Genomic DNA, 24,929 nt, shown 5'->3' with positions numbered 1-24,929 from the left:
AAGTTAATCTAAAAATCCTGATAAAGTAGGTTCAATCTGATAAAGGGGCTCTATTACGTCGAACTCAGGTTTATTTAATTAAGTGGTTGGATTATTGAATTCTTCTATACCAGATGGATTTGAAGTTTTTCAATCTCTTCTTCAACTTCATCCAAAAATGAAGGTAACTTTTCCCAAAAGTCTTCCGACTTATAATCTGGCATTCTACCAGCCAGATCTTTTTGATCGACATTCGCCAAATTGGATTTCATCTTATGTAAATAGTTATAGGTCTTTTCCCTATCCTGGGCAGGCAGGCTATCTCTACTTCCTCTCAAATCATCATTGATAGATTTGATGGCCATTGTAGCAATCATCATTACCTTGTCATTGTCATCGCCTAAAACTTCCGTCAGAAATTTAAAATAGGAACCTTTTGATTCTTCCATTTCGGCCACTTTCACTTTCTTTTTCTTTACTGATTTTCGTCCAAGTCTACTTACCTTTTCGAATAAGTCATCCGGATCGAATGGTTTGGAGACTATCTCATCCATTCCAGACTTTTCCATCTTATATCGTGATTCCGCAAGGGTACTGGCTGTTAGCGCTATGATGGGTATCTCTTTAAAATAGTGATCTTTCATTGCCCTTATTCTTTTGGTGGCCTCATATCCATCCATCACAGGCATCCGTACATCGATAAGCATCAGGTGATAAACTTTTGACTTGATCTTTTCAATCGCAACTTCTCCGTTATTTGCTACGTCTACTTCAACTCCCCATCGATTCAAAAACCCCTTGGCAATTTCTTGATTTGCTTGATTATCTTCAACCAAAAGCACTTTTAAATTAAGAGAGGCTTTTGCTACTTTTCTCACTTTTACAGGTGTGCTAGTCACTTGTGATTTTCCTAGTTTGACTGTAAAATGAAAATTAGTACCAGTACCAACTTTAGAATCCACCTTAAGCTCTCCTCCCATGATATCAACCAATTTTTTACAGATCGATAAACCTAAGCCCGTGCCACCGGCTTTTTGAGTGTGCGCATTATTTATTTGTTTGAAACTTTCAAAAATAGTTTCAAGGTTATCCTCAGGAATACCGATACCGGAATCCTTAACTGAGAAATGTATTTTTCCACCATTGGCTGGTTGTACTTCCAATTGCACTGTACCTTTTTCGGTAAATTTTAATGCGTTACTTAACAAATTGTTCAAGATCTGCGTCAACCGTACTTCATCACCTCTATAATAATCTGAAAGTTTATCAGAGAAGTGACAACTCAACTCCACTTTTCCTGATTGTGGAACAGCTCTCCAGGTATCGATGATATTTCCAATAAGTTCACGGAGGTTTAAATCTTCTTCGACAATATCAAGGTTTCCAGATTCTATTTTTTGAAAATCCAGAATGTCATTAATCAATGAGAGCAAGTTGCTGCTGCCAAATTTTAACATGTTCAAGCGATCATTATCCTGGAGTTCCGGATGCTCCATTTCCAATAAATGAGTAGTGCCAATAATAGCATTGAGTGGCGTCCTTATTTCATGGCTCATGGTAGACAAAAACTGCTCCTTAATCTTACCTGCAGCCTCTGCCTCTTCTTTTGCTTTCCTAAGCTCCAGTTCTTGTTTTTTCATACCGGTGAGGTCGTTGGTAAATATGATTATTCCTCCGATTTTCTCCTTGGATGTATACCATGGGTGAATTTCTCCCTGTAACCATTGTACTGTTCCATCTTTACGCTCAAACTTCTCAATACCAGGCTTGACTATCTCGCCGGAAAGTGCTCTTTTATGCATCTCTTTCCATTTTTTTGGAATCTCAGGAAATACTTTGTAATGCGATTTGCCTATGATATCACCGACTATGTTTTGATCTACAACCCATTTTTCACTTGCCGAAATGTAATTCATATGCTTATCCAGCATTGCAATGGCTGCCGGGGCTCTGGAAACAAATGTTTTTAGCAGGTTTTGTTCTTCTAGCAGCTTATTACGGCTTTCCTTCAATTCCATTAAGGTGCCAACCCATCTGGCTACCAATGTTATAAAGTCAATTTCATAAGCTGAGAATGGTTCACTTCTGGCTTTTTTGCTTGTAAAATTCACGGTTCCCGCTACTTTTCCATTTACACGATATGCAGCCCCAATGTATGATGCCAATTGGAAGCTCTTGAAGCAGGGATGTTCTTTATACTCTGAACTAGCCATATCGTCGATCCCCAGTACCTTACCCTTTTGTCTCAAGGTTATATCACAGTAGGTGTGTCCCAAAACAAACTTTTGATTTTCCTCAAGTCCACAGTCTTCGGGCCAAAAGACAGCAACATTGTATTCATCCATCCACGTTTTACTAACTATACCAACTTCCAAGCCCAAAAATTCGCAACAAAGCTTTAAGCCATATTTCAGCCTATTGTTTATTGAAAGTTCAGATTTCGCATTCAATTCATTAAGTAGACGCAACCCCTCTTTGTACTTCTCTTCTTTTTTGGCCGCTTCTATCATGCTGGTGATATCCCGAGCAATGTTGTACACCTTGCTCACCTTTCCATTCTTATCATAGCTAAAGTCAGAACTTTGTCCTATCCATCGTTCCTCGCCTAAACTAGTGGTTATTGGAAATTCCTTATAGGTAGATTTTGTCCTATTTTGGTACATTTCCTGATAGAAATCAACTATTTTTTTTCTTTGTGTTTCGGAAATAAGTCCAGGCCAAGTTCTTTCGTTTGCCTGCTTTAATGAAAGTCCGGTTAACTTTTTGAAAGCTGGATTGGTATAGATGTATTCCCCATTTCCGTTTAATTGATATACAATTTCTTGTGTGCTTTTTATCAAGCTTTCATATTGTGCATTGGAATCAAACAAGTCATTGAAATATATCTTATTTGCGTTAATTCTTACTCGAACCAATTTGAGCGTAAAAAACAAAACCAGTAGCGCCGCTATCACCACTGTAAACCCAATTTGCCAATACTGTCGGGAAATAGTTTCCTCCAACTCTCGATTAACAACAAAAACCATGTCCTGATATGCTGCAATCATATGATTCATCATTGGAAGAAATGACTCTTCTTGGCTTAATATTCTACTCTTGAAAATTTGAGTGTTGTTACTTTCCTGAATTCCATAACTGCTTCTGATCATGGAGGAAAGTGATGGTGTGATCAAAGCGTACAGGCTATCAATAACAGCTATATCCAAATGTTTGGAAAGGCTTAACCTAGCGTTGGCTTGTTCCAATGATTTGTGATTTCGATTGAAAATAAACAACGCTGAATCCAACATGGAAATGGACGACCGGCTCTTACCTGAATCATTCGCCAACAGCAAAACATTTTTTGACAGGAATTGGCTTAAGGTTTGTTGCTCACTACAAGTATTAAGGATCTCATTGAGTGTAGTATTTATTTCAGCATATTGTTTTACCTTTTTATTGGAAATGTAGGCAATGATCAGAACGGAAGTAACCCCCGCCAGAAACACGAGTACTATGCGAGAGAAGAGCTTTCGAATATTTAGCTCATTTAAAAAACCTGCCTGTTCTTCCATCCGGGATCAATAATAATGCGAGTATCCTATTTCCTATGTTGGTTCGGATGGTAAGTTAAATTATCTCAATCCTATAAAGCGTCCCTTTCGACAGACCAAAGTGTTCATTAGATGTAGGTACATGCTCTTAAGACAAGGAATTTAACCTTTTATAATTTAGCTATAAATTATCATTAATTACGTCAATTAAGGATGAATTCTTTAACATGGCAATAATTCTTTCTAACTTCGCGGCTTAATTAAAGTGGCACATGATTTCAACTGAAAACATCTCTCTACAATACGGAAAAAGGGTACTTTTTGATGAGGTGAACATCAATTTTACACCTGGCAATTGCTATGGCATTATTGGAGCCAATGGTGCTGGCAAATCCACTTTTCTAAAGATACTTTCTGGCGAGATAGCTGCTAACTCCGGATCGGTGAAAATAGAGCCCGGAAAACGAATGGCAGTGCTTAAACAGAATCATCATGAATATGACGATGTTCCTGTATTGGACACAGTGATGATGGGCCATAAAGAGCTGTGGAGCATCATGAAAGAAAAGGATGCCATTTATGCTAAACCGGATTTCTCAGAAGCAGATGGAAACCGGGCTTCAGAGCTGGAAGCCAAATTTGCAGATATGGATGGCTGGAATGCTGAATCTGACGCTGCAGCACTCCTCAGCGGACTTGGGATTAGCGAGGCAGATCATTATCGGTTGGTAAAGGAACTCAATGGAACCGAAAAAGTACGAGTTCTTCTGGCCCAGGCATTATTTGGTAATCCGGACATTCTTATCCTGGATGAACCAACAAACGACCTGGATATCAATACCATTTCCTGGCTGGAAGATCACTTGCTTGAATTCAATAACACACTGATCGTAGTATCACACGACAGGCACTTCCTGGACACAGTATGTACCCATATCGCTGATATTGATTTCGGTCAGATAAAGCTTTATACCGGAAACTATTCATTCTGGTATGAGTCTAGCCAGCTTGCGCTAAGTCAGCGTTCATCTGCCAACAAAAAGGCTGAAGAAAAGAAAAAAGAGCTACAGGAATTTATTGCACGTTTTAGTGCTAATGCATCCAAATCAAAGCAAGCAACCAGTAGAAAAAAACTACTTGACAAAATCAATGTTGAGGACATCCAGCCTTCAAATAGAAAATACCCGGCCATCATTTTTAACCAAAGCAGGCAGGCGGGTGATCAAATATTGGAAACGAAAGGACTCAGCAAAGAGGTAGATGGAGAGTTCCTTTTTAAGGATCTGGATCTGTTTGTGAATAGAGGGGATAAAATTGCGGTGGTTGGTGATGAAAGTACGGCCATCACTACTTTCTTTCAAATTTTGATGGAAGAGCAAAAGGCAACCTCAGGGACATTCAAGTTTGGACAGACCATTACACATGCGTACCTACCTAATGATAACTCCAAATATTTCCAGTCAGATGATAATCTCATTGACTGGTTGAGACAATATACTGCGGATGATGAAGATAAAGACGAGGTGTATATAAGAGGATTTCTGGGTAAAATGTTGTTTTCAGGACAGGAGACATTGAAGAAATGCAGTGTGCTTTCTGGGGGTGAAAAAGTGAGGTGTATGCTTTCCAGAATGATGCTTCAGGGAGCTAATCTTTTAATTCTTGATGAACCGACAAACCATCTTGATCTCGAATCAATTACGGCACTGAACAATTCATTAAAAGACTTTCCTGGCACCATTCTATTCACTTCTCATGACCACACATTTACCCAAACAGTGGCGAATAGAATATTGGAATTGAGACCTGATGGGTACTTAGACACTCTGAGTACTTACGATGAGTACCTCGAGAAAAAGAAAGCTTTAGAAATGGCATAATAAAAGCCGATCTTAAATTTAGGATCGGCTTTTTTGATAGGATGATTTTTTAGAAGTTGAAACCAATTCGACCAAAGAAATAGGCTCCATCTGAACCCATCTGAACTGAGTCAGACAGTCCTCCCTGATCAGTCCAAGCATCAAACTGTGGTGTCGGGTACGTATTGAAGATATTATTGCCTCCCAGGGTGAACCGAAAGCTATCAGAAAATGAGTAAGACAGACTTAAATCCACTGTGGTAGTTGCTTCGTAAACGTCGGTAGCTACAGGAAATAGTGCATTAGCTTCTGCTTGAGTCGTAGCAGGTGAATCTACCCACTGAAAATCTTGCAGGATAACCTCACTAAACCGTGTGACAAAAAGATTTGCACTGAACTTGTCAAGCGTATATCCAACACTGGCCCCCACCTTATAATCAGGTGCTGCTGCTTTTAGATAAGCTTGTGAGAACGGCCCAAAGAACGTGAACTGATTCAGACTACCATTCTTGATCTTATCAATAGTTAACTCATTGAAGTTACCAGAAACGCTAATATTTAAATTGCTGTTTGAAGCTAATTCATACTTGTAACCAAGAACCACATCAATCCCCTTTGTGTTGGTGTCCACACCATTAGCAAAGAACTGCGCAGCATCTACTCCCAATCCAAGGCCTGAAGCATCAAAATTGTCTGTAAGGACGATTCTATCTTCAACTGAAATTGAATAAGCATCCACTGTAAGATTAAATCCTCCGGCATTATAGGTAAAACCAATTGAGGTGTTTGTTGCAGTTTCCTCCTGAAGCGGCCCAATTCCAAATGCCTTGGTCACAGTACTTGTATTTGCTGAAAGTAAGGATGGAACAGATGCACCTGCAACAATATTGTTAAATATTAAATTGTAGTGAATCTGTGCCAAAGAAGGTGCTCGAAATCCCGATGAAACCGAACCTCTAACAGCTAAACTCTCATTTACATTATATCTTGTTGCCAGTTTAAAATTAAATGTTTCTCCAAAGTCACTATATTTTTCAAATCTAACAGCACCACCTATCAGAAAATCATCTGAAAGATTAATCTCACTATCTAAATAAAGCCCAAGGTTTGTTCGGCCTCTATCTACAACATTGTCTGGGCTGTATCCCGGAAATCCCTGGGAACCTCCCGGAAGTTCTTCACCGTTGCTATCAGTTGCAGGGGATTGGTCCGCCGGATTTCGTATAGCAACTCCATTATTATCGTAAAGGGCGTATGATCCTTCCTCTCCTGCAAAGATTGTAAACCTTTCCGTTCTATACTCCATACCGTACGCCAGGTTGAAACCTGCAGCTATGCTCTTATAGAATTTATTAAAATCAAGATTGGTTACATTCTGAGAAAGGTTATGACCACCAGCATCAAAATCTGTTGGAGATGCAGCCTTTAGCGAAGCATTATTTGTGTTTGTGATGTAATAGTGAAAATTATTTTTCCCATAAGTGTTACTGAAATCCACATTCCATCCATTATCCATTTTATGTCTAAAACCTGCTGAAGCAGATACATCGGTAATGTCTGATGTGATATGCGGTGTAAACCCATTAGGATAAAGGCTAGGAACACTTCTATTATCGCTAGCGTCCGGATCTCCATCAACATAGGCATCACGTGAAAATGCGTAAGCATCTGTATGTCTGAAGCTTCTGCCACCAAAGGCATAAAAACTGGTTTGTTCTGAAATAGGAACCTCTGAGTTTATCATGAAATTGAAGCCATCCACTGCTGCCGTTCCATATCCTTTTCTCCAGGAAAAACCTGGCCTTAGGGTGCGATCTTTAGAAAGAAACTCGGTGGTAATGTTGGCAAACCCTCCCTTCTCACCAATGGGCAATCCATAGTTGAAATCCAGCTTGTAAGTGTTTCCGTCAAAGCTTTTATCTTCGCCATCTAATCTGTTTTTTCCTTCAACATTATACAGCGTTTCTCCCGTTTCCTCTTCCCATCCTTCTCCAATGGCTGTACTATAAGCTCCGTAGGTTACACCACCGGAAACACCTTCATCATTTCTTAAAACAATGTTGATAACACCTGCAATAGCATCTGAGCCATACTGAGCTGAAGCTCCATCCCTTAGAATTTCAATTCGTTTAATCGCTGAGGCCGGAATCGCATTCAGGTCAGTGCCTGAGTTTCCTCTTCCTCTAGTACCAAAGACATTCACCAATGAAGATTGATGTCTTCGTTTACCATTAATCAAAACCAGGGTTTGATCAGGTCCTAAGCCTCTAAGTGATGCCGGGTCAATGTGGTCAGCACCATCTGATCCGGATTGCTTGGTAGCATTAAATGATGGAGCAGCATACTGTAAAATCTGATTGATTTCTACCTTACCATTGGTTGCAGCAACATCCGCCACATCTATGACATCAATTGGCACAGGAGAATCAATTACCGTTCTGTTCTGATTCCTACTTCCAACAACTACAATTTCAGAAAGCTGCTCTGCAGAGGGAACTAATGAGATATCATAATTGCTTTGTGCTTCAATCACATCAAAAACAACTCGCTCATATCCTACATAGCTCACTGCTATTTTGTCACCAGGTCTAGCAATCAATGAGAATCGACCATCAACACCGGTAACATCACCCGTAGTGGTACCTTGAACTACCACCGTTGCTCCAATAATTACCTCTCCGGATTCATCATCAACTATTTTTCCACTTATAGTTTTAGACTCTTGGGAGTGACCGAAAAAGGCTCCAAACATCATGATTGAAATGTAAACGAACCGAATTCGGCTCATCACTAATTGAATTAATCTCTTTCTCATATTCATAATTTTAAGTTAGATCAACAGAATCTAATCAAAATATGAACAAAAAGAACAATTTCTAAGCTTTGAAACCGATGACCATTATATCATCATTTTGACGGTTGGCACCTGTCCATGTGGCGAGATAATCCTCTGTCAATCGTTTTTGATCCAACAAAGTATCTTTTCTGTGTTCCCTTAAATATTCTGCCAGCTGCTCCTTGGAAAGCTTCTTGAAGTTAGGACCGCCAATCAAATTGAAAACCCCGGTACTGCATAAATAAAAACTTGAGTCTGCAGCATCTTCCAGGGAAATCGAGGTGTAATTGGATCGCAGCTCGCGTTTCTCTCCCACTTGCATTTCTTCTCCCTTCACTATTTTGATTCCACGTCGATGCACTTGCAATAAATCCATATTGGCACCCGCAAACTCCATTTCCTTAGTCTTCGTGTTTAATTTGACAATGCCAACGTTGGCATTGGTATTTAAAAGAATGTTGTTCTTATCCTTGAACCTGGCCTGGACTTCCCGATGCAGAAATTGCAAAATAGATCCTGTGAAATCAATGGAATAGCCCTCTACCATCTTCTTAAGTGCATTCATGTAGATACGGATCATCATGCTGGCGAGGTGCCCTTCTCCTACGCAAGTGAATAATGCCAGATACACATCATCACCATGATTGTGTAACCAAAATCCATCACCTCCTACACTGCCTTTGGGTTTGTTGATAACGAATGCCTCTGAGAAAAACTCCATTAATCGATTCTCTTGAGGAAGAACAGAAAAATAGTTTCTTCTCGTACTGTCTTCAATTTTATCAAAATTGATGATCCAGTTTGATTTATTATCTGTCTTTTTTCTCGAGTCGCTCATCACTATCAATCTAAACCTAAAACAACAAATGCTTCATGGTTATTCCACTTTATGGGAATCACATACATGGAAACATCCTCAGGAATATGTAATTCTTCCGGCATCCCTTCGAATACTGTTGGAACTGAAATCATAAAATTGGCTCCAAGATTTGCTCTTACATTCCCAGCCACCACGTTGGAAATTTCACCTGCCATGTCGAGAATATCCTCTTCTGATGGATCTTCTATCCCAATAAAAAGATTGATGAGATCAGCGAACATTTCCCTGTTTGCGGATATATATACGAAACCTTGCCTGCTGCCGGATATCCCGATCATTCCGGTAAAATCCTTTAGCACCAAACCGTCTGACTCTTTCAGGTATGGCACCTTCATATCTGAGTCAATTTCCGTTAGGTGCTTAAAGTAATTGCTCACCGAATTAATGAACAGGTTACAGGTTGCCTCAAATTCTTCTTTCCTACTCTCCATCCCTTTTCAGTAGTTTATCAAATGCCCTCGAAAGATCGTTCGCATTCACTGGCTTATACATAAAACCCCTGGCGCCCTTATCCAGGGCAATGAGACCAGTTAGCTTGTCTGCTAATGCCGTTATAATCATCACCTTGGTTTCCGGGTTTATCTTCATGATCTCCTCCAGGCACGCAATTCCATCCATTTCAGGCATGGTGATGTCCAGTGTAACCACATCAGGTTTTTTTTCCATTACCATCTGAACCGCTTGAACTCCATTGGCTGCCTGCCCAATTATTTCTAAATCATAATCTGCCAGGTTCTTCTCTATCGTGCGCCTCATCACAGAAGAATCGTCTACGATCAACAGTCTCTTTTTCATTGCTCAGCCTCTTTTTCCTGATTAAGAATCGGGAGCTTTATTATCATTTCAAATGATTTTCCCGGGGTTGAATTTATTTCGTGTGCTCCTTTGAAATCTTTCAGAATGGATTTTACCAGATGCATGCCTTGCCCCCTTCCGGCATGGCTGTCAGATTTATCCGCCGTGGAAAACCCCTCGTGGAAAATCAATTCCTGTATTTCAAAGTCTTCCATCCCTTTCAGTTTTGTCTCCGTCACAACACCATGTTCAACAGCTTTGATCTTAATCTGTTCCAGATCTAAACCTCTTCCGTCATCTTTATACCTGATGAAAACTTCATCATCACTTTTAGACAACTCAATGAGGATTTCTCCCATAATGACTTTTCCGTTATTCATCCGCACACTTGGTGCCTCAATACCATGTACTATCGAATTTCGGATCAGCTGGATCATCATATCCTTGAAAGGATTGATATAGGTCTCAGGTAGTACTACATTTTCAATGTTGTCAAATGTCAGATTTACTGATTTGCCAACTTCTTTTGCGATTAGCTCAGCACCGCGTTCAAGGGAATCAATAACCATGATATTGGAAACTGAATCGCCCTCGGCCGGGAACTTCTTGTAAATATTGATGATCTTAAATAGCATTTCGGCGATTTCTGCAATCATCCGATCAGCTTCGTCAACCTCATAAAGGATAGCTAAAAAGTCTTTTCCTCTTACTTCTTTTGCCTGTAATGCGGTAATCGCATCCTCTATCTCATGGAATTTATTCGCCATTAGCTCCATACCAATCACTACCGCATTTCCTTTGAGATTGTGAATCACATCGAATGTGAAGCTTAAAAGATCAGAGTATTCATCATCGTCATTCTTTTCATAGCGCTCCGATATGCTTTTCAGCATTTTACGAGAATTATGAAGGAATCCTCTAAGAATAGAAGGATCAATTTTCAATATACTAAGTACTCTTTCGGTTTCCTGCTGTTTCTTCTTCTCTGCTTCACTTAAGTGCTGCTGCAGTAAGATAGACTCGGTTTCATCAGATACAGTTACCATGATGTTTTGAATCTTTTCTTTCCTGAAAATACGTGTGAATTCTACCCGAATGTACTTTGTGGCCACAATGCCATTTTGCTCGGTATGAATCTTTACCTGATCAATCGGGTTGAGCTGATTTACCACTTCTTCGTCCATATCCTCATTAAAGAGGTGTCGCATGAACATTTCCAAAGCCTCAAGTTCCCTTGGAAGTATCAGCGGACGCATGAAATTGGTGAAGTTTTCTCCGGCAATTCGATCATTGCTGAAGATTTCCTTCATGGCCTTAGAATGAAATTTAGAGATTTTAAATTCCTTATCTAACAGAAAAATACCTTGTTCAATGTTTTCAAAAACTACTAGCGAAACACCATAAATATTCTTGTATAGGAACTTTGCTTTATCCCGTTGCTTTCTTAATTCAAATTGAGATTTACGTATCTCTAACACCATCTTATTAAAGGTGTTTGCATATTGACCTAGCTCATCTTTTGTAGGAATAACCACCTTTTTTGAAAGATCACCTGCAGAAATTCTACGTGTGAATGCCTCTAGTATACTCACATTCTTTAAAAGGTTAGTCACCAGAGTGGTCATTAGCCAAAATGCGATAATGCCTATTGTTATGTCAAGAATTAAAAACGTCCAAAAATTGCGAACAGAGTTGCTGGCAATTACTTCTGTCCTTTTCTGGATATTATCCGACATGTAATCTTCCACCCTTTTCAGCAAGTTGATTTTGGTGGTAGCTACTTCGTACCATCGATCCGGGTTTTCAGTCAACGTATCATTTTCAAAAACAACTTCTCTCATGCGCTCTACCTCATCAACCTCATCACCTTTTACAATCGTATTATAGTATTCGATTGACTCTTCATTTGCAATGATTTTGAAGGCATCCAGATAGGAGTTTTGCCTGGCAACAAGCGTTGTAAATCGATTATATAGATCAAATCCAATATGATTGTGGGTGAACGCCTGAGTTCCTATGGCTCGCTCAATGCTTGCGTATTCTTTAGATTTCAGGAAGTAGATGATCGCATGGATTTGTTGAGCTATTTCTTTATCCCTTGTCTCATCAATCAACTTTATTACAGTATTCAATCCCATGTCGTTGATCTCAGAAAAACGATCGATTGACGCTTCCGAAGAAATCCTATGTTGGTCAATGCTCTTGCGTAGTGAACTAAGCTTATCAAAATATCCGTTCAATTCATCTAAATCCGTGCGATGAAGGGCCATCAAATCTTCCAGATCTTCGCTGGTTATTTCATTGTAATACTGCTGCAGCGTACTATCAGTTCGCTGACGCTGTTGATTAAGCTTTACACCAAAGCTCTCGCCTTCATTCGCCAAAAAACCAGAGGAGATGCTTCTCTCCTTCTGAATCTCGTGTACAACGTGATTAATTTCAATCCCTACGGTAATCGCCTTATTTAAGCGTACACTATCTGAATAATCCAGGTAGTGATACCTCACCTGCAGGTAATCGAAAGCCAAAATGATAACTATAAGCGGGATAATAATAACCGCAAATTTTTGGCGTATGGGTAGGTTGGTTAGTCTTTTTATCATGAAGCGTGCATATGTATACTATGCAAGTACTTTTTCTACTACCTTGAGTAAATCCTCTTCGGTAAATGGTTTAACAATATATTCAGATGCACCTAAGGATAGCCCTTTATTTACAACTGTCTGCTGTCCTACAGCACTTACCATAATCACCTTGGACGGTACTTCTTCATCTTTTAGCACTTTCAGGATCTCAAATCCCATCATATCAGGAAGAATATTATCCAATGTTATTAAGTCCGGCTGTAATTGAACTGCCAGGTCGATGGCACTTTCGCCATTTTGGGCTTCACCCACTACCTCAAAACCTGCACCTTCCATTGCAGTTTTTATCAATGATCGCATGTAGATTGAATCATCTACAATTAAAACTGTCTTGCTCATTTTACTTTTTATTACTGTTTTATCACTTTATTTAAACGATTGAGTACCACTTTCATGGTACATAGGGTGATAATGAGTAACTAAACCAGATTCTTTATTTTATCCACGAATTTATTGTGGAACACCCAAATAAAATCCGGACAAATATCTAGTTCTTTTCCATGAAAAACTGCCTTGAAATGAATAATTGATTCAAATTCGCTGGATTCTTTAACAATGAAATCATTCAATTCAGTTGCTTTTAATACTTTTAAAGATGGAACATTTCCATATATCTCAACATCTAATTTATTAGAGAACTCCGTTATAACTGCAGCAGATACCATATTATCTATTTCAGTCAGAAACCCCATTTTCATGATCTTACTTTCCTTGGAATCGTCTTTGGCGATTTTTTCAGGTAGGCATGCTTCATAAAGCTTGGCTACTTCATTTTCAGAGAAGATTAGATGGCTGGTTCCCTTCAGTTCACCCATCAACTCTGTTTTGATTAGGTGAACATCCTGATTTGGACCTCCAAAACGCTCCATATCAAGTTCTGCACTTACGTAATCAATTTGCTCAATGGATATCGGACTTTGAAGAATCTGCTCCATAGATGACTTGGCCATCGAAAGCCCATCGAAAATAAGCTTGGTAGCCACCTTCATTTCACTATCATTCAAATCTGCAATCATATTTTTCTATAAAGTAGGTTGTACGGTTTTTTGGTCAAAATAGTCCAATATTCTTAATCTTATTAAAGTTTTAGGCGAACCATCAGGATTCTTCATCGAGTTCCTTCAAAATAGCGATTAACTCTGAATTGTCAAACGGCTTTACCAGATAATGTTTCGCTCCATTAGACATTGCATCAACGATAGCAGACTGTTGCCCCACGGCACTTATCATTATCACTGTTGATTCGAATTGGTCATCATTTATTGTTTTCAACACATCCAATCCGGTCATGTCAGGTAAAATATTGTCGAGCGTTATTACATCCGGTCTTAGTTCCAGCGCGAGATCGATGGCCATTTCACCATTTTTAGCCTCTCCTACTACATCATACCCATGCTCCTCCAACAGCGACTTTAGACTGGATCTGATATATGTTGAATCATCTACTATTAATACCCGCATAAGCAAATTATTTAGAATATCATTATTTTTTCTTATAAATACGTGTCTTCACATTGTGAATAGCAAACTTTGATTTACCATACTCAGGCATTATATCATAGTAGCCAATAATCAGATACCCGTCATCTTTCAGGCAGCTGTGCAATAGGTCTAAAACCCTGTGTTTTAGCGTTTCATCAAAATAAATCATCACATTTCGACAAAAAATGATGTCAAACTTGTCTTCCATCTTATCCATCACCAGGTTGTGGATTTTGAAACTCACATTGGTCTGGTACTTTGATTTTATGTTCGCATGCTTGTCATGAAAATCAAAGTAATCTTTCATATCCTTGTCCGGGAAGAACTTCAAAAAGGGAACAATGTATTGTTTAAGTGTAGCTAGTGAATAGTGTCCCTTTTTGGCTTTATTCAGTGCTGTTTTACTCAAATCAGTAGCAACAAGCTTAGCCCTGCTAAGCATATTGAGCGTTTCCAATACAATATTCATGGTGTAAACCTCTTCACCGGTTGAGCACCCCGCATGCCAGATTTTCATTGACTTATTTGAAATCTCAGGTATGATTTTATCTCTCAGTTGAATCCAAACATCGGGATTTCGAAAAAGCTCTGTTAGGTTTACCAATAGATCATCTATGGCATTCAGGAAGAATTCATTGTCTTTCAAGATCAATGACCACAGCTCAATGATAGATTCCATATTATGCTTCATCATCAAGCGAACGATTCCTCTTTTTAAGGATGTTCGTTCATAGTTGGTGAAATCCAGCCCATAACGATTGTTTATTGCTTGCATGAGAGCGGTTAGCTCTTCATCGCTGATCATATCGGTTGTTATGGTTGCTATGACTCTAAGGTTTTAGTTGCTGATTGAAACAAGATATCCATAATTGAGGCCACATCTAGTACTGGACATACATTTCCTGAACCCAAAATCGTTGTTCCACTCAACAACTTGCTGCTATCCAGTGGTTTAGGGAGTTTTTTCTCGATGATCTCTTTTTGTCTTTGCAGCTTATCCACCACAAGGCCTAAAAGCCTGCCTGAATGAGTGGTTACGATTACATTTATCTGGTCTTGATTTCCAATATTTTGTAAGTAGTTCTGACCAATTTCCATTTGATCTATGTTGGAAGTATCCGGTGTGTCAAGAAGACCTTTAAGAAAAATGATTGGGAGTGAATGCTCCTGGTAGTCAACCATCAAACTATCTCCTACCTGATGAATTTCTTCTTTCTTTAAGTAAGCCACCGAATCAATATATGCTAATGGAATAGCATATTCCTGGTTATCTACTTCGAATAGTAAAGCACCTTTAAGAGCCAATGATGATGGCAATACCAGATGAATGGATGTTCCCATTCCCAACTCCGTATCTACCAGAACTTGTCCCCCAATAGATTCAACTGCCTTTTTCACCACATCCATTCCAACTCCCCTTCCTGAAATCTCCGTTACCTTTTCGGCACTTGAGAAACCGGGTTCGAATATATACCTTATGATTTCTGTTTCTGACAGACGGTCTGCAACGTCTTGACTGACCATTTTTTGTCGCACAATCTTTTCTTTAATCTTGACAGTGTCTATGCCTTTTCCGTCATCTGAAATAGTTATTACAACACTATCCTTTTCCAGGTTTGCTGAAAGGGTGACTTTTGCAGTGGGTGGTTTTCCTGAATCTCTCCTTTCCGGTGCTGATTCAATTCCGTGACCGACAGCATTCCTAACCAGGTGAACCATGGAATCACTAATAATTTTGAGGATATTTCTATCGATTTCAACCTCAGTTCCCTGAAGGACCAACTCCACTTTTTTCTTTTCAGTAGAAGCAGCGTCACGTAAGATTCGATGAAATTTATTAAAAAGGAAGCCCATCTGAACCATTCGAACGTTCATTATCCCATAATGCAGATTTGATGAGATACGTTTTATTCGCTCGAACTCAAGCGTACTTCTTCCCTCCGACCCAAACAGGGCAATTAGCCTGTCTCTTTCGATAACCAGCTCGCCGACCATGTTGAGCAAGTCATCCATTTTCTTTACAGGAATCTGAACTACATCAGCAAATTGAATATTAGTCCCGCTTTCTTCTACTTCTTGTTCAGGGACTGGGAGTTCCTGGTCTAAAGAAACGTCTTCCGGTTTAGAGTCAGGTTTGTCAGCATTCTCTTCCCTGGCATTTTTAAGATAAACAGCAAGCTTTGTTTTAATACCCAGGTAGCTGACCTTTTCACCTGTAGTTACAGCATTTATTAGTCCACCTAGTTTGTCATTGGCCCTAAAAAGTCCATCAACCAGTTCACTATCTAAAGGAACTTCTCCATTCTTAATGGCTCCAAAAATATCTTCAACGGTATGGGCTAAATCGGCAATTTTATCGTACCCCATCCCCATGGCATTGCCCTTAAGGGTGTGAACAATCCTGAATATATTGGCAATTGCTTTCCTGCTGGAGTGGTCTTTTTCTAGCTCCACAAATAGCCGGTTGAGCTCTTCGAAGTTCTCGAGGGCTTCCGTCAGGAATAATTGGCGATATTCTTCTTCTTTTGATGCCACTTATAAATCGTTAACCAAATAGTTTCCAATGTCTTTTATGTCAATCACTTCGTCCACTGCGCCTGCCTCATATGCTGCTTTCGGCATGCCGTATATCACACTACTTTCTTTATCCTGCGCTATGGTCTTACCACCCACTTTGTGAATAGCCATCATTCCCTTCACACCATCCTTACCCATTCCTGTCAGCAGCACTCCAACCATTTTTTTCCCATACACTTTTGCTGCACTTAGCATCATTGCATTGATGGATGGATTGTTATATTCCTGATATACCTCATCAGTAAAATCGACTACCGCTTTATCAGAACCTTTGACCAAAATCAGGTTGGCATGGCCCGGGCAAAATATAACGACTCCTGGAGTTGGTTCCATTCCATGTGTGGCTGAGACCACCTCAAGTTCCGTCAGTGCTCCTAGCCTTTGAACAAATTGAGGTATGAAAGTCGCTGGCATATGTTGGCAAACGATGATGGGAATGTCAAAATCCCGAGGTAGTGAACATATCACGCGCTCTATGGCGGTTGGCCCACCGGTAGAAGCTCCAATTGCGATCAGGTCATAACTCGATGACTTACGTTTGGTTTTTGGAGTGACCACCTTGACCTTAGACTTGATGACAGCTTTTTTAGGCTTGGCACGTGAGGCACTTTTTATTTTTTGAATGAGCTCTTTTTGAAGCTCGCGCATTTTTGATTTGTTCCTGTCCGGCTTATTAATATAGTCAACAGCTCCGTTCTTAAGCGCTTCAAAAATGGGTTGTAAATCTGTATTCCCAACAGAACTAAGGATCAGTATCGGTGTGGGGCGTTCATCCATGATGCCTTTTACAGCATAAAGACCATCATATTCTGCCATGTTCAAGTCTAAAAGAACAACATCAGGATGAAGCTCTTTCACCTGGTCGATTGCTTCAAGTCCATTAGTTGCGGTCCCGATAACTTCAATTTGAGAATCTTCTGATAGTAAATCAGTAATGAGCAACCGCATAAAAGCGGAATCATCAACTACCAATATTTTGAGTTTTGCTGCCATCAATTTAATAGTTCATCAGGTACTACGATGGCTTTATCACTTGCTATTAGCTCATTGAGGTCTAAGTAGAAGATAAGTCTTTCATCAAGTTGAATAATCCCTTTTATATAGCTTAGATTTTTTGTTGCTGTGTCCAGCATTGTAAGGTCTGAAGATACATCATCACCACTAACTTTTAATGTGACCGGAAGGCTCTTGAGTAAAAATCCTACAGAGTTTCCTGTGTTGTTCAGGGTAAGTAGATATTTAGCCTCGGTTCTAAGGCTTTTGTTAAACTTTGTGGCCAGGTCCATGGCAAGAAAAGTCTTTTCCCTAACTGATGCAATTCCTTTTATGTGTGCCGGTGTTTCTGTACTTGGAGCCTCGGAAAGCTTAGGCACCACTACAACCTCCCGAATCGCCGAGATATCTAAAGCATATTCTTCAGAACCAATTGTGATGATAACGAATTGTACTTGCCGACCGGAAAAAGCGGCTATTTCTTTTACATGAGTTTCCCGAAGTTTCTTCTTACGCTCTTGTTCCTTCTCCGTGATATAATTGACTACTTCCTCTTCCCTGGATGGTTTCCTCTTTTTCTTCTCACTTGTGATAAGCTTCTTCTTTACCACCTTTTTGGTGGCTTTCTTCTTTTTCTCTCCCGAGATTAGTTGCTGCTTTTTTAAGTTTTTCCCCAATGCCATCGCTTACCTATTTAGCTCTAAAACTTCGTCCGCAAACCGCATATAATCAACTGCACTATTAGATGTAGGCTTGTAATTAATTACACTTTTGCCAAATGACGGAGCTTCGGAGGCTTTAACATTGCTCCGAATCAGTGAATCAAAGATTCTGAGGTCATAGTTATTCTGGATATATTCCTTTACCTCCTGACTCAGCTTTCGTCTCTTATCTACCATAACCGGCAAAACCCCATCAATAGTTATCTTTTTTGAAAATGTCTTCTTTACCTTTTCAATAGTCTGAACGATCTGATCAAGTCCCTGAAGACTCAACACCTCCATTTGCATCGGTATTATCACCCGGTCTGAGGCTAAAAGTGCATTAATGGTGAGCATTGATAGTGATGGCGGGCAATCAATCAGGATGTAATCAAAACCAGAAAGAGACTTGACTAAGTTAGCCAGCGCTTTTTCTTGTCCCTCGCTTCTGGCAAGTGACAGCTCTGTGTCTGCCAATTGATTGTCAGATGGAGCCACGGTTAGTGATTCTCTTTCCTGCAAAATGTCATTGATAGTACACTCGCCCAGAAGGGCATCTGCCATTGACTGGTCAAAATCATTTATCCCCAACGAATAACTCAAATTTCCCTGAGCGTCCAGATCAATTAGTAATACGTTTTTAGCACGTCTATTTAATGCAGCACCCAGATTGATTGCTGTGGTGGTTTTGCCTGTTCCTCCTTTTTGGTTTATAATGGAATAAACGACCATTATTCATCACCTTTCTTTGACAACTTAAACATTCCAACCTTCTCTTTGAGCATCCTTGCGATCTCAGTAACCTCTTCCGATCGCTGGGTGTAGCTTTCCATTCCAGCCGACAATTCTGTAGCTGAGCTGGCCACCTGTTCTGTACCAGCGGCAGTTTCTTCAGCAATTACGACAATGCCTTCTGTGATGCTCACCACATTTCGAATGCTATCCATTTGATCCTTGGTGGCTTCCAGGATTTGCTTGGAAATTTCCAGGTTTTGATTGGATGAAGAAGCGATTTCCCTAAATGCCTCCGATGCATCATTGGAAGCACTTTCTCCTCCTAATATGCTTTCATTCATTACTTCAATGACTTTAGCAGCTGCTGCAGTATCATTCTGAACATCCGTAATCAGTTTCTCTATTTCTCTTGCTGAAGTCCTGGAATCTTCTGCCAGTTTGCGTATTTCTTCTGCTACGACAGCAAATCCTCTTCCAGCATCTCCTGCCTGAGCTGCCTCAATCGCTGCATTCAGAGCGAGTAAGTTTGTCTGTGACGCGATATCGGTAATAATTCCAAGTACGCGGGTGATTTCCTTGGATCGCTCAGTCAACACCTGAATGGATTGATTGGTGTCATTGGCAAACGCCTTAATATCTTTCATGCTGAAACCAACCTTGTTCACCATTTTCAAGCCTGTCTCTGAACTTTCTGAAACTTTATGTGCAGCCGCATTGATGCCCTCTGCCTGACTACTCATGCTGTTTGCCGCACGCTGAATATTTTCAACCAGATTTGAAGATTCGTCAACTTTACTCACCTGTGTTTGAGCACCACTGCTCATCTCTGCGATAGCTGAAGCAATCTCACCTGTGTTCGTATTCATTTCCTCACTCGCGGATAGCATCTCCATAGAGGCATCACCGATGATATTGGCATTTTTTACGATACCGTCAAGCAACTCATCCAGGTTCTGTAAAGCCTTGTTTAAGTTTTCAGCCAGATTTAGGATATCTCCTTTTGCCTCGGCAGTGTATCGTACGGTGAGATCACCTTCTGCCATTCTATTTGCCATTTCATTTAAAACCGCAAATGGTTTGGATACAGATTCCAGCAAGTTGTTAATGGACTCACTCAGCTCTTTCCAGGCACCTGACTTATCGGCTGGATTCATTCTTGAATTAAGATCCCCTTCACTTTCGGCAAGTTTTACCACACCTTTGGTTTCATCGATCACGGACCTCAGATTGTTCCTCATCATAATTAAAGAGGCACCTAGAATATCATTTTCGCCGGATATTTCAAAATCAGCATTTAAGTTTCCTTCACCAACTTGCCTTGAGAACTCCGCTTTCTTGCGCAGCTCTTCTAAAAGTATATTAACAGATTGAGCTATTTCGCCTAATTCATCACTTGATATTTTTTTGATGACTAATGAGTTATCCAGAACACCTTTAGCAAGGTTTTTCAATAGCGAATTGGATTCATCCAGAGAGTCAGTGATTCTATTTGCCAACTTCCATATCGTATAGGTTAGAAGAACCAAACCTATTAAACCAATAAGGAGGGTGTATCTGAATGTCGAATTAAATGTTGCAGTGATTTCAGAAACAGGAACTACAAAAACTGCCCACCAGGAATGTTTGGTCCTTCCTATAGGAATACTTGCAAAGGATACATAAACATCATCATTAAGGGATCTGTCAAAAGCCCTGTATGAAAACGGCTCGCCAATATTCATCCTGGCAGCAACGTCGAATGGACTATCCTTTATAATATTCAATGTATCCATGGGTTGATTGAATAGTCCTGCGTTCTTATGAGCTGTAATAACTCCTCCGCTGGAAATCAGTAAGGCATAAGCATTTTTGTAAAAATCAACCTCAGAAATACCCTGAAAATCGTCAACCGACATATCTGTACCAATTACTCCTGCAAACTTTCCATCTACTTCAAGACGAACTGTGGGTGAGATTCCCAGCAGTGAATCACGTGTATTAGAAGAGTAGTCATAATCAAGATACCAGTAGGGTTCACTGAGCAACTCTTCCATGTTGTCATCTGCCTTGAACTCTTCATAAATTGCACTTGCTTTCCTTCCGTCAAGTTCTGCTAATTCCAAAGAAGATTTGATTTCATTCCCATCCATGTATGAGTTGAATCGTTCCCTTCCGTAGCTTTTATCCCAGGTAGGATCAATGAATTCAAGCTGCCAGCTCATCCATGTCGCATCATATTTTGGATAAAGCATTAATACCTTTTCTAAGAAGGTTTTTCGAAGCTCATTTCGCTGTGCATCCGGCATGTAAGTATATTCTTCCACTGCTTCTGCCATGATCCGAGCAACAGCCAAATCTTCATCAATAATGGTTTTTATCTCATTGGCCTTCTGTGTGGCATATGAGTCTGCAAGCTTTTCAGCCTCTGAAATTGCATTATTGCGAAGGTTGTAGCTTATGTATCCAAGTGTGATCACGTAGATAATGACCGTCAGTCCAAGTATGAACAGCATCATTTTTCTGCGTATAGTAAAGTTTTTAAGCATCTTGGTATTGGTTAACTATTCTGATAACAAAGCATTTAGCTTTTTACGGTGAATTTATCGCTGGAAATCATTCCTAATATATCGAATAGGATGATCATACGGCGATCTTTTTTAATAATTCCTTTTAAGTACTTCTGACCAATTGTCGACTTGAGTCGAGAGGTAGATAGTTTTTCAATCATTTCTTCACTTACGAGAAGTGTATTTGGAACTTCGGGAATTGCGATTCCCATTTGGAATATATCATGATCTAAAACCATAAAATATTTCTTCTCGAGACTCCCCGATTCCAGCTTAGAATTAAAAAATAGATTAAGATCTAGAACACCATAGATATTTCCTCTGACATTAGACATACCCAACAGATATGGGGGCATCTGAGGTACCTTGGCGACTTCAGGATATGGAACAACTTCTTTTACAAGATGGATAGGAATAGCATACTCTTCATTGCTCGACTTGAAAACACAAAATTGCTCAAAAACTGCTGCTTCTTTAGTCTCATCAATACCTTGAGCCGCAACTGACAGTAGTGGGGTGTCTTCATGAGTTTTTTTAGAGCTATCCACATCACCAACATGTCCCTTGTCTGATGTTTTCACTTCAGAATCGGGATCATTCTCTTTCGTTTTATGCTTGGTAAGGTTCTTTCCTAATGCCATCACTCTATGTACATGTAAAAATGAGTGATCTAAGAAACTAAATACAAATGAATTTTACTTAAAAATGACTCAGTAAAATGATGAGTCAATCCCTGAACGTATTCAGGATTAATTATCACTTCTTTGAATTTTTTGGATCCTTAGGCTCTTCAGGCTTTTCATCCACAATATTTCCAAACTCATCAACGTAGGCTATCATGTCAGAAAGATCCCCTCCTTTTGCATTATTTTCCTGGCGCTCTTTTTTACGCTCTTCCTTCTCTTTCTTCTTTTGCTGCTTCCTCTTTTCCTTTTGGTTTTTGATGAATTTGTTTTGTGAACTTGACATGTATTGCTTTTAGATTTAAAAAATAGACGATCGGCAATTCGCCTCTAAATTTCGAAGTTAGGCAAAATCAACTACCTTCTTTTTCTTCTACCGGATTTTCTGGCGTCTCTTCTGCCAGAAGGCCTCTCATGCCTACTAGATTTCTTTTTATGAAATGAAGCTTTTTTATCAGATCCTCCACCTGGTCCATTATCAGGATGTACCCTAACACTACGTCCTTCCAACTCCACTCCTTCAAACTTTGTACTAAACCCTGTATCGTGGGCCTTATCCACTTCAATATATGATCGATTGTTTAGAATCTTAATGTTACCAAAATGCTGTTTATCTACTGCCGAAAGATCTGCAAGCAGGTGGATCATATCGCTTTTTGTAAAACCATCTACCGAGCCAATATTGATAAAATATTTCCTGTATTGACTATTATCCCTGCTATCCCTTCTTTCTGAAGAACCTCCTCCTGCAGTTTCATTTAAGTCGCTTTCCTCTTCGGATCTCGAATTGACATTGGCAAATTGAGCACTTATCAGTTTTTTAAGGATATCCTCTTTACTGAACTCATCAAAAGATTGAGCGACTTGTGCGTAAAGTTCGTCTGCAGACTTTTCAATCTTAATAGCTGATAGTTGATCTGCCCAATTTTTGATTCGAGAAGATTGCATTTCATCAATGCTTGGCACCTCTAGCTGATCAAATTTCACATTGATCTTTCGCTCTATCTCAGATATTTTGCGAGACTCCCTGGGGTTAATAAATGCCAATGAAATGCCTTTATTACCCGCGCGACCGGTTCTACCACTTCTATGTGTATAGCTTTCCAGTTGATCTGGAAGAGTATGATGAATGACATAAGTCAGGTCATTTACATCTATTCCCCTTGCTGCAACATCAGTTGCAATTAACAATTGCATTGATTTCGCTTTAAAACGCTTCATGACCGCATCTCGCTGAGCCTGAGATAAATCACCATGTAATGCCTCCACACCATAACCTATGTTACTGAGCTCATCTGAAATTTCCTGCGTTTCCCTTTTTGTCCTGCAAAACATGATGCCTCTCATCTCAGGTTCCCTATCAAGAAACCTCTTAAGGGCAGGAAGTTTATTTTTCACTTTAGTGATGACAAACTTGTGAGCAATGTCTTTATTGCTCTTTTCAGCAGAATTAACTGATACCTCTTTAGGGGAGGTCATGTATTTCTTAACAATTCTTCTGATCTCAGCAGGCATAGTCGCTGAAAAAAGCCATGTAACCCTCTCCGGTGGAGTATGGGATAAAATATCATCAATGGCTTCCTGAAATCCCATATTGAGCATTTCATCAGCTTCGTCGAGAACGACATATCTAACCTGATCAAGTTTAATTGCCTTCCTTTTAATAAGGTCAAGTAGTCTTCCCGGTGTAGCTACCACGATTTGGGTAGGCTTCTTCAGTGCTTTAATCTGATTTACAATAGCTGCACCTCCGTATACCACTTCTACATTTAACCTTCGGTCACTTGATGCAAAGTCTTTTAATTGTTTGGCAGTTTGCTGACCCAACTCTCTGGTTGGTGCCATTATAAGCGCTTGTGTATGACTACTTCCGGAATCAATTAAATCTATCAAAGGAAGCCCAAAAGCTGCTGTTTTGCCTGTTCCGGTCTGTGCCAGACCAATAAAGTCAGTGGGATTTTCTGTAAGTAATAATGGAATTGATTGTTCTTGTACAGGGGTTGGGGTTGTAAATCCCATTTTTTCCAGGACATCAGTAATTGACTGTGAAAGCCCCAGGGATTGAAATTTATTCAAAGAGCGTGTTTTAAAATTTGCGCAAAGTTACTCGAATAGTGAAGATTCTTGGCAAGAAAAAAAGATTATATGTGTTCAACCATGAGGTTTTGATCGAAAAAATAGTACAGGTAACAATCCAAACATATTTTTGCCGCCGACTTAATAACATATGGATACTAGGAAAAGACACATAGCCAAGACCATAACATGGAGAATAGTAGCGACGGGTACAACTTTCATACTAACCATGTTCTTCTTTCGTGAGGATCCCAACGCTACTGAGAAGGCGAGCTGGGTTGCTCTGATTGAGACTATTTTTAAAATGGCGCTGTACTATTACCATGAAAGGATTTGGTTTAGTTACAGTACGAAAATGAAAAGTACTGTACGTCATTTGTTCAAAACAATTACCTGGAGGGTTACAGCCTCCGTAACAACTTTTATCATTGCATATACCATCTTTAGGGAAGATCCAAGTGCAATGGAAAAAGCAACCGGTATTGCCCTTGTTGAAAGTGTTCTAAAAATGCTCTTCTACTATTTGCATGAAAGAGCATGGCATGCATCAAAATTTGGCCTTAAATAAATCTTAATAAGGGAAATTGGCGTAATAAGAGTTTGATGAAT

At 39.7% G+C, this 24,929-nt stretch carries 20 protein-coding genes; 2 read left to right on the top strand and 18 right to left on the bottom strand.

Annotated elements, in window-relative coordinates; translation table 11 throughout:
* Positions 1-104 precede the first annotated feature (104 nt).
* Entirely contained in the window at positions 105-3,533 is a 3,429-nt protein-coding gene (locus RIC88_RS03005; protein ID WP_350215982.1) for an ATP-binding protein, read from the bottom strand.
* A 251-nt stretch (positions 3,534-3,784) separates the two neighbouring features.
* Between RIC88_RS03005 and RIC88_RS03000 the strand changes: the two genes are divergently transcribed.
* Positions 3,785-5,392, top strand: coding sequence for an ABC-F family ATP-binding cassette domain-containing protein (locus tag RIC88_RS03000; protein ID WP_350215981.1), 1,608 nt, complete (start codon positions 3,785-3,787; stop codon positions 5,390-5,392).
* A 49-nt stretch (positions 5,393-5,441) separates the two neighbouring features.
* On the opposite strand, the gene RIC88_RS02995 is transcribed toward RIC88_RS03000, so the two are convergent.
* The 17 genes from RIC88_RS02995 to RIC88_RS02915 form a co-directional block, all read right to left on the bottom strand.
* Positions 5,442-8,186, bottom strand: a complete 2,745-nt coding sequence (locus RIC88_RS02995; RefSeq protein WP_350215980.1) for a TonB-dependent receptor — start codon at positions 8,184-8,186, stop codon at positions 5,442-5,444.
* A 61-nt stretch (positions 8,187-8,247) separates the two neighbouring features.
* Positions 8,248-9,045, bottom strand: coding sequence for a hypothetical protein (locus RIC88_RS02990; protein WP_350215979.1), 798 nt, complete (start codon positions 9,043-9,045; stop codon positions 8,248-8,250).
* Positions 9,046-9,050: 5 nt separating this feature from the next.
* Complete coding sequence (locus tag RIC88_RS02985) at positions 9,051-9,518, bottom strand: chemotaxis protein CheX (protein ID WP_350215978.1); 468 nt, start codon at positions 9,516-9,518, stop codon at positions 9,051-9,053.
* Positions 9,508-9,882: a response regulator gene (locus tag RIC88_RS02980; protein WP_350215977.1), complete on the bottom strand. Its 375-nt coding sequence runs from the start codon at positions 9,880-9,882 to the stop codon at positions 9,508-9,510. The genes RIC88_RS02985 and RIC88_RS02980 overlap by 11 nt, the downstream gene beginning before the upstream one ends.
* Positions 9,879-12,485 (bottom strand): nitrate- and nitrite sensing domain-containing protein, encoded by a 2,607-nt coding sequence (locus RIC88_RS02975; RefSeq protein ID WP_350215976.1) that lies wholly within the window; start codon positions 12,483-12,485, stop codon positions 9,879-9,881. Before RIC88_RS02975 ends, RIC88_RS02980 begins: the two co-directional genes overlap by 4 nt.
* An 18-nt stretch (positions 12,486-12,503) precedes the next feature.
* Positions 12,504-12,866: a response regulator gene (locus RIC88_RS02970; protein ID WP_348277838.1), complete on the bottom strand. Its 363-nt coding sequence runs from the start codon at positions 12,864-12,866 to the stop codon at positions 12,504-12,506.
* An 80-nt stretch (positions 12,867-12,946) separates the two neighbouring features.
* On the bottom strand, positions 12,947-13,543 hold the full coding sequence (locus tag RIC88_RS02965; RefSeq protein ID WP_350215975.1) for a hypothetical protein: 597 nt from the start codon (positions 13,541-13,543) through the stop codon (positions 12,947-12,949).
* A gap of 82 nt (positions 13,544-13,625) precedes the next feature.
* The gene (locus RIC88_RS02960) at positions 13,626-13,988 is read right to left on the bottom strand and encodes a response regulator (protein WP_350215974.1); all 363 of its coding nucleotides are present in this window, start codon (positions 13,986-13,988) and stop codon (positions 13,626-13,628) included.
* Positions 13,989-14,010: 22 nt separating this feature from the next.
* Positions 14,011-14,814: a CheR family methyltransferase gene (locus RIC88_RS02955; protein WP_350215973.1), complete on the bottom strand. Its 804-nt coding sequence runs from the start codon at positions 14,812-14,814 to the stop codon at positions 14,011-14,013.
* A 17-nt stretch (positions 14,815-14,831) separates the two neighbouring features.
* The gene (locus RIC88_RS02950) at positions 14,832-16,544 is read right to left on the bottom strand and encodes a chemotaxis protein CheA (protein WP_350215972.1); all 1,713 of its coding nucleotides are present in this window, start codon (positions 16,542-16,544) and stop codon (positions 14,832-14,834) included.
* A complete protein-coding gene (gene cheB, locus RIC88_RS02945) occupies positions 16,545-17,579 on the bottom strand; it encodes a chemotaxis-specific protein-glutamate methyltransferase CheB (RefSeq protein WP_350215971.1) in 1,035 nt (344 codons plus the stop codon). It abuts the gene before it with no gap.
* Positions 17,579-18,262 (bottom strand): chemotaxis protein CheW, encoded by a 684-nt coding sequence (locus tag RIC88_RS02940; protein WP_350215970.1) that lies wholly within the window; start codon positions 18,260-18,262, stop codon positions 17,579-17,581. The genes cheB and RIC88_RS02940 overlap by 1 nt, the downstream gene beginning before the upstream one ends.
* A 3-nt stretch (positions 18,263-18,265) precedes the next feature.
* Entirely contained in the window at positions 18,266-19,012 is a 747-nt protein-coding gene (locus RIC88_RS02935) for a ParA family protein (RefSeq protein WP_350215969.1), read from the bottom strand.
* Positions 19,012-21,540 (bottom strand): methyl-accepting chemotaxis protein, encoded by a 2,529-nt coding sequence (locus RIC88_RS02930; RefSeq protein ID WP_350215968.1) that lies wholly within the window; start codon positions 21,538-21,540, stop codon positions 19,012-19,014. The genes RIC88_RS02935 and RIC88_RS02930 overlap by 1 nt, the downstream gene beginning before the upstream one ends.
* 35 nt (positions 21,541-21,575) lie before the next feature.
* Positions 21,576-22,202 (bottom strand): chemotaxis protein CheW, encoded by a 627-nt coding sequence (locus RIC88_RS02925; RefSeq protein ID WP_350215967.1) that lies wholly within the window; start codon positions 22,200-22,202, stop codon positions 21,576-21,578.
* Between the two features lie 115 nt (positions 22,203-22,317).
* Complete coding sequence (locus RIC88_RS02920) at positions 22,318-22,530, bottom strand: cold-shock protein (RefSeq protein WP_350215966.1); 213 nt, start codon at positions 22,528-22,530, stop codon at positions 22,318-22,320.
* Between the two features lie 71 nt (positions 22,531-22,601).
* Positions 22,602-24,320, bottom strand: a complete 1,719-nt coding sequence (locus RIC88_RS02915; protein ID WP_350215965.1) for a DEAD/DEAH box helicase — start codon at positions 24,318-24,320, stop codon at positions 22,602-22,604.
* 151 nt (positions 24,321-24,471) lie between these two features.
* Here RIC88_RS02915 and RIC88_RS02910 point away from each other — a divergent pair, with 151 nt between their 5' ends.
* The gene (locus tag RIC88_RS02910) at positions 24,472-24,888 is read left to right on the top strand and encodes a DUF2061 domain-containing protein (RefSeq protein ID WP_350215964.1); all 417 of its coding nucleotides are present in this window, start codon (positions 24,472-24,474) and stop codon (positions 24,886-24,888) included.
* Positions 24,889-24,929 lie beyond the last annotated feature (41 nt).

The sequence above is a fragment of the Ekhidna sp. genome (assembly GCF_040220215.1).
GTDB lineage: Bacteria > Bacteroidota > Bacteroidia > Cytophagales > Cyclobacteriaceae > Ekhidna.
This window is presented reverse-complemented; position numbering and strand designations above follow the sequence as displayed.

Coding starts and splice junctions, on each gene's coding strand:
- RIC88_RS03005 (WP_350215982.1), bottom strand. CDS start 3,533: ATGGAAGAACAGGCAGGTTTTTTAAATGAGCTAAATATTCGAAAGCTC.
- RIC88_RS03000 (WP_350215981.1), top strand. CDS start 3,785: ATGATTTCAACTGAAAACATCTCTCTACAATACGGAAAAAGGGTACTT.
- RIC88_RS02995 (WP_350215980.1), bottom strand. CDS start 8,186: ATGAGAAAGAGATTAATTCAATTAGTGATGAGCCGAATTCGGTTCGTT.
- RIC88_RS02990 (WP_350215979.1), bottom strand. CDS start 9,045: ATGAGCGACTCGAGAAAAAAGACAGATAATAAATCAAACTGGATCATC.
- RIC88_RS02985 (WP_350215978.1), bottom strand. CDS start 9,518: ATGGAGAGTAGGAAAGAAGAATTTGAGGCAACCTGTAACCTGTTCATT.
- RIC88_RS02980 (WP_350215977.1), bottom strand. CDS start 9,882: ATGAAAAAGAGACTGTTGATCGTAGACGATTCTTCTGTGATGAGGCGC.
- RIC88_RS02975 (WP_350215976.1), bottom strand. CDS start 12,485: ATGATAAAAAGACTAACCAACCTACCCATACGCCAAAAATTTGCGGTT.
- RIC88_RS02970 (WP_348277838.1), bottom strand. CDS start 12,866: ATGAGCAAGACAGTTTTAATTGTAGATGATTCAATCTACATGCGATCA.
- RIC88_RS02965 (WP_350215975.1), bottom strand. CDS start 13,543: ATGATTGCAGATTTGAATGATAGTGAAATGAAGGTGGCTACCAAGCTT.
- RIC88_RS02960 (WP_350215974.1), bottom strand. CDS start 13,988: ATGCGGGTATTAATAGTAGATGATTCAACATATATCAGATCCAGTCTA.
- RIC88_RS02955 (WP_350215973.1), bottom strand. CDS start 14,814: ATGATCAGCGATGAAGAGCTAACCGCTCTCATGCAAGCAATAAACAAT.
- cheB (WP_350215971.1), bottom strand. CDS start 17,579: ATGGCAGCAAAACTCAAAATATTGGTAGTTGATGATTCCGCTTTTATG.
- RIC88_RS02940 (WP_350215970.1), bottom strand. CDS start 18,262: ATGGCATTGGGGAAAAACTTAAAAAAGCAGCAACTAATCTCGGGAGAG.
- RIC88_RS02935 (WP_350215969.1), bottom strand. CDS start 19,012: ATGGTCGTTTATTCCATTATAAACCAAAAAGGAGGAACAGGCAAAACC.
- RIC88_RS02930 (WP_350215968.1), bottom strand. CDS start 21,540: ATGCTTAAAAACTTTACTATACGCAGAAAAATGATGCTGTTCATACTT.
- RIC88_RS02925 (WP_350215967.1), bottom strand. CDS start 22,202: ATGGCATTAGGAAAGAACCTTACCAAGCATAAAACGAAAGAGAATGAT.
- RIC88_RS02920 (WP_350215966.1), bottom strand. CDS start 22,530: ATGTCAAGTTCACAAAACAAATTCATCAAAAACCAAAAGGAAAAGAGG.
- RIC88_RS02910 (WP_350215964.1), top strand. CDS start 24,472: ATGGATACTAGGAAAAGACACATAGCCAAGACCATAACATGGAGAATA.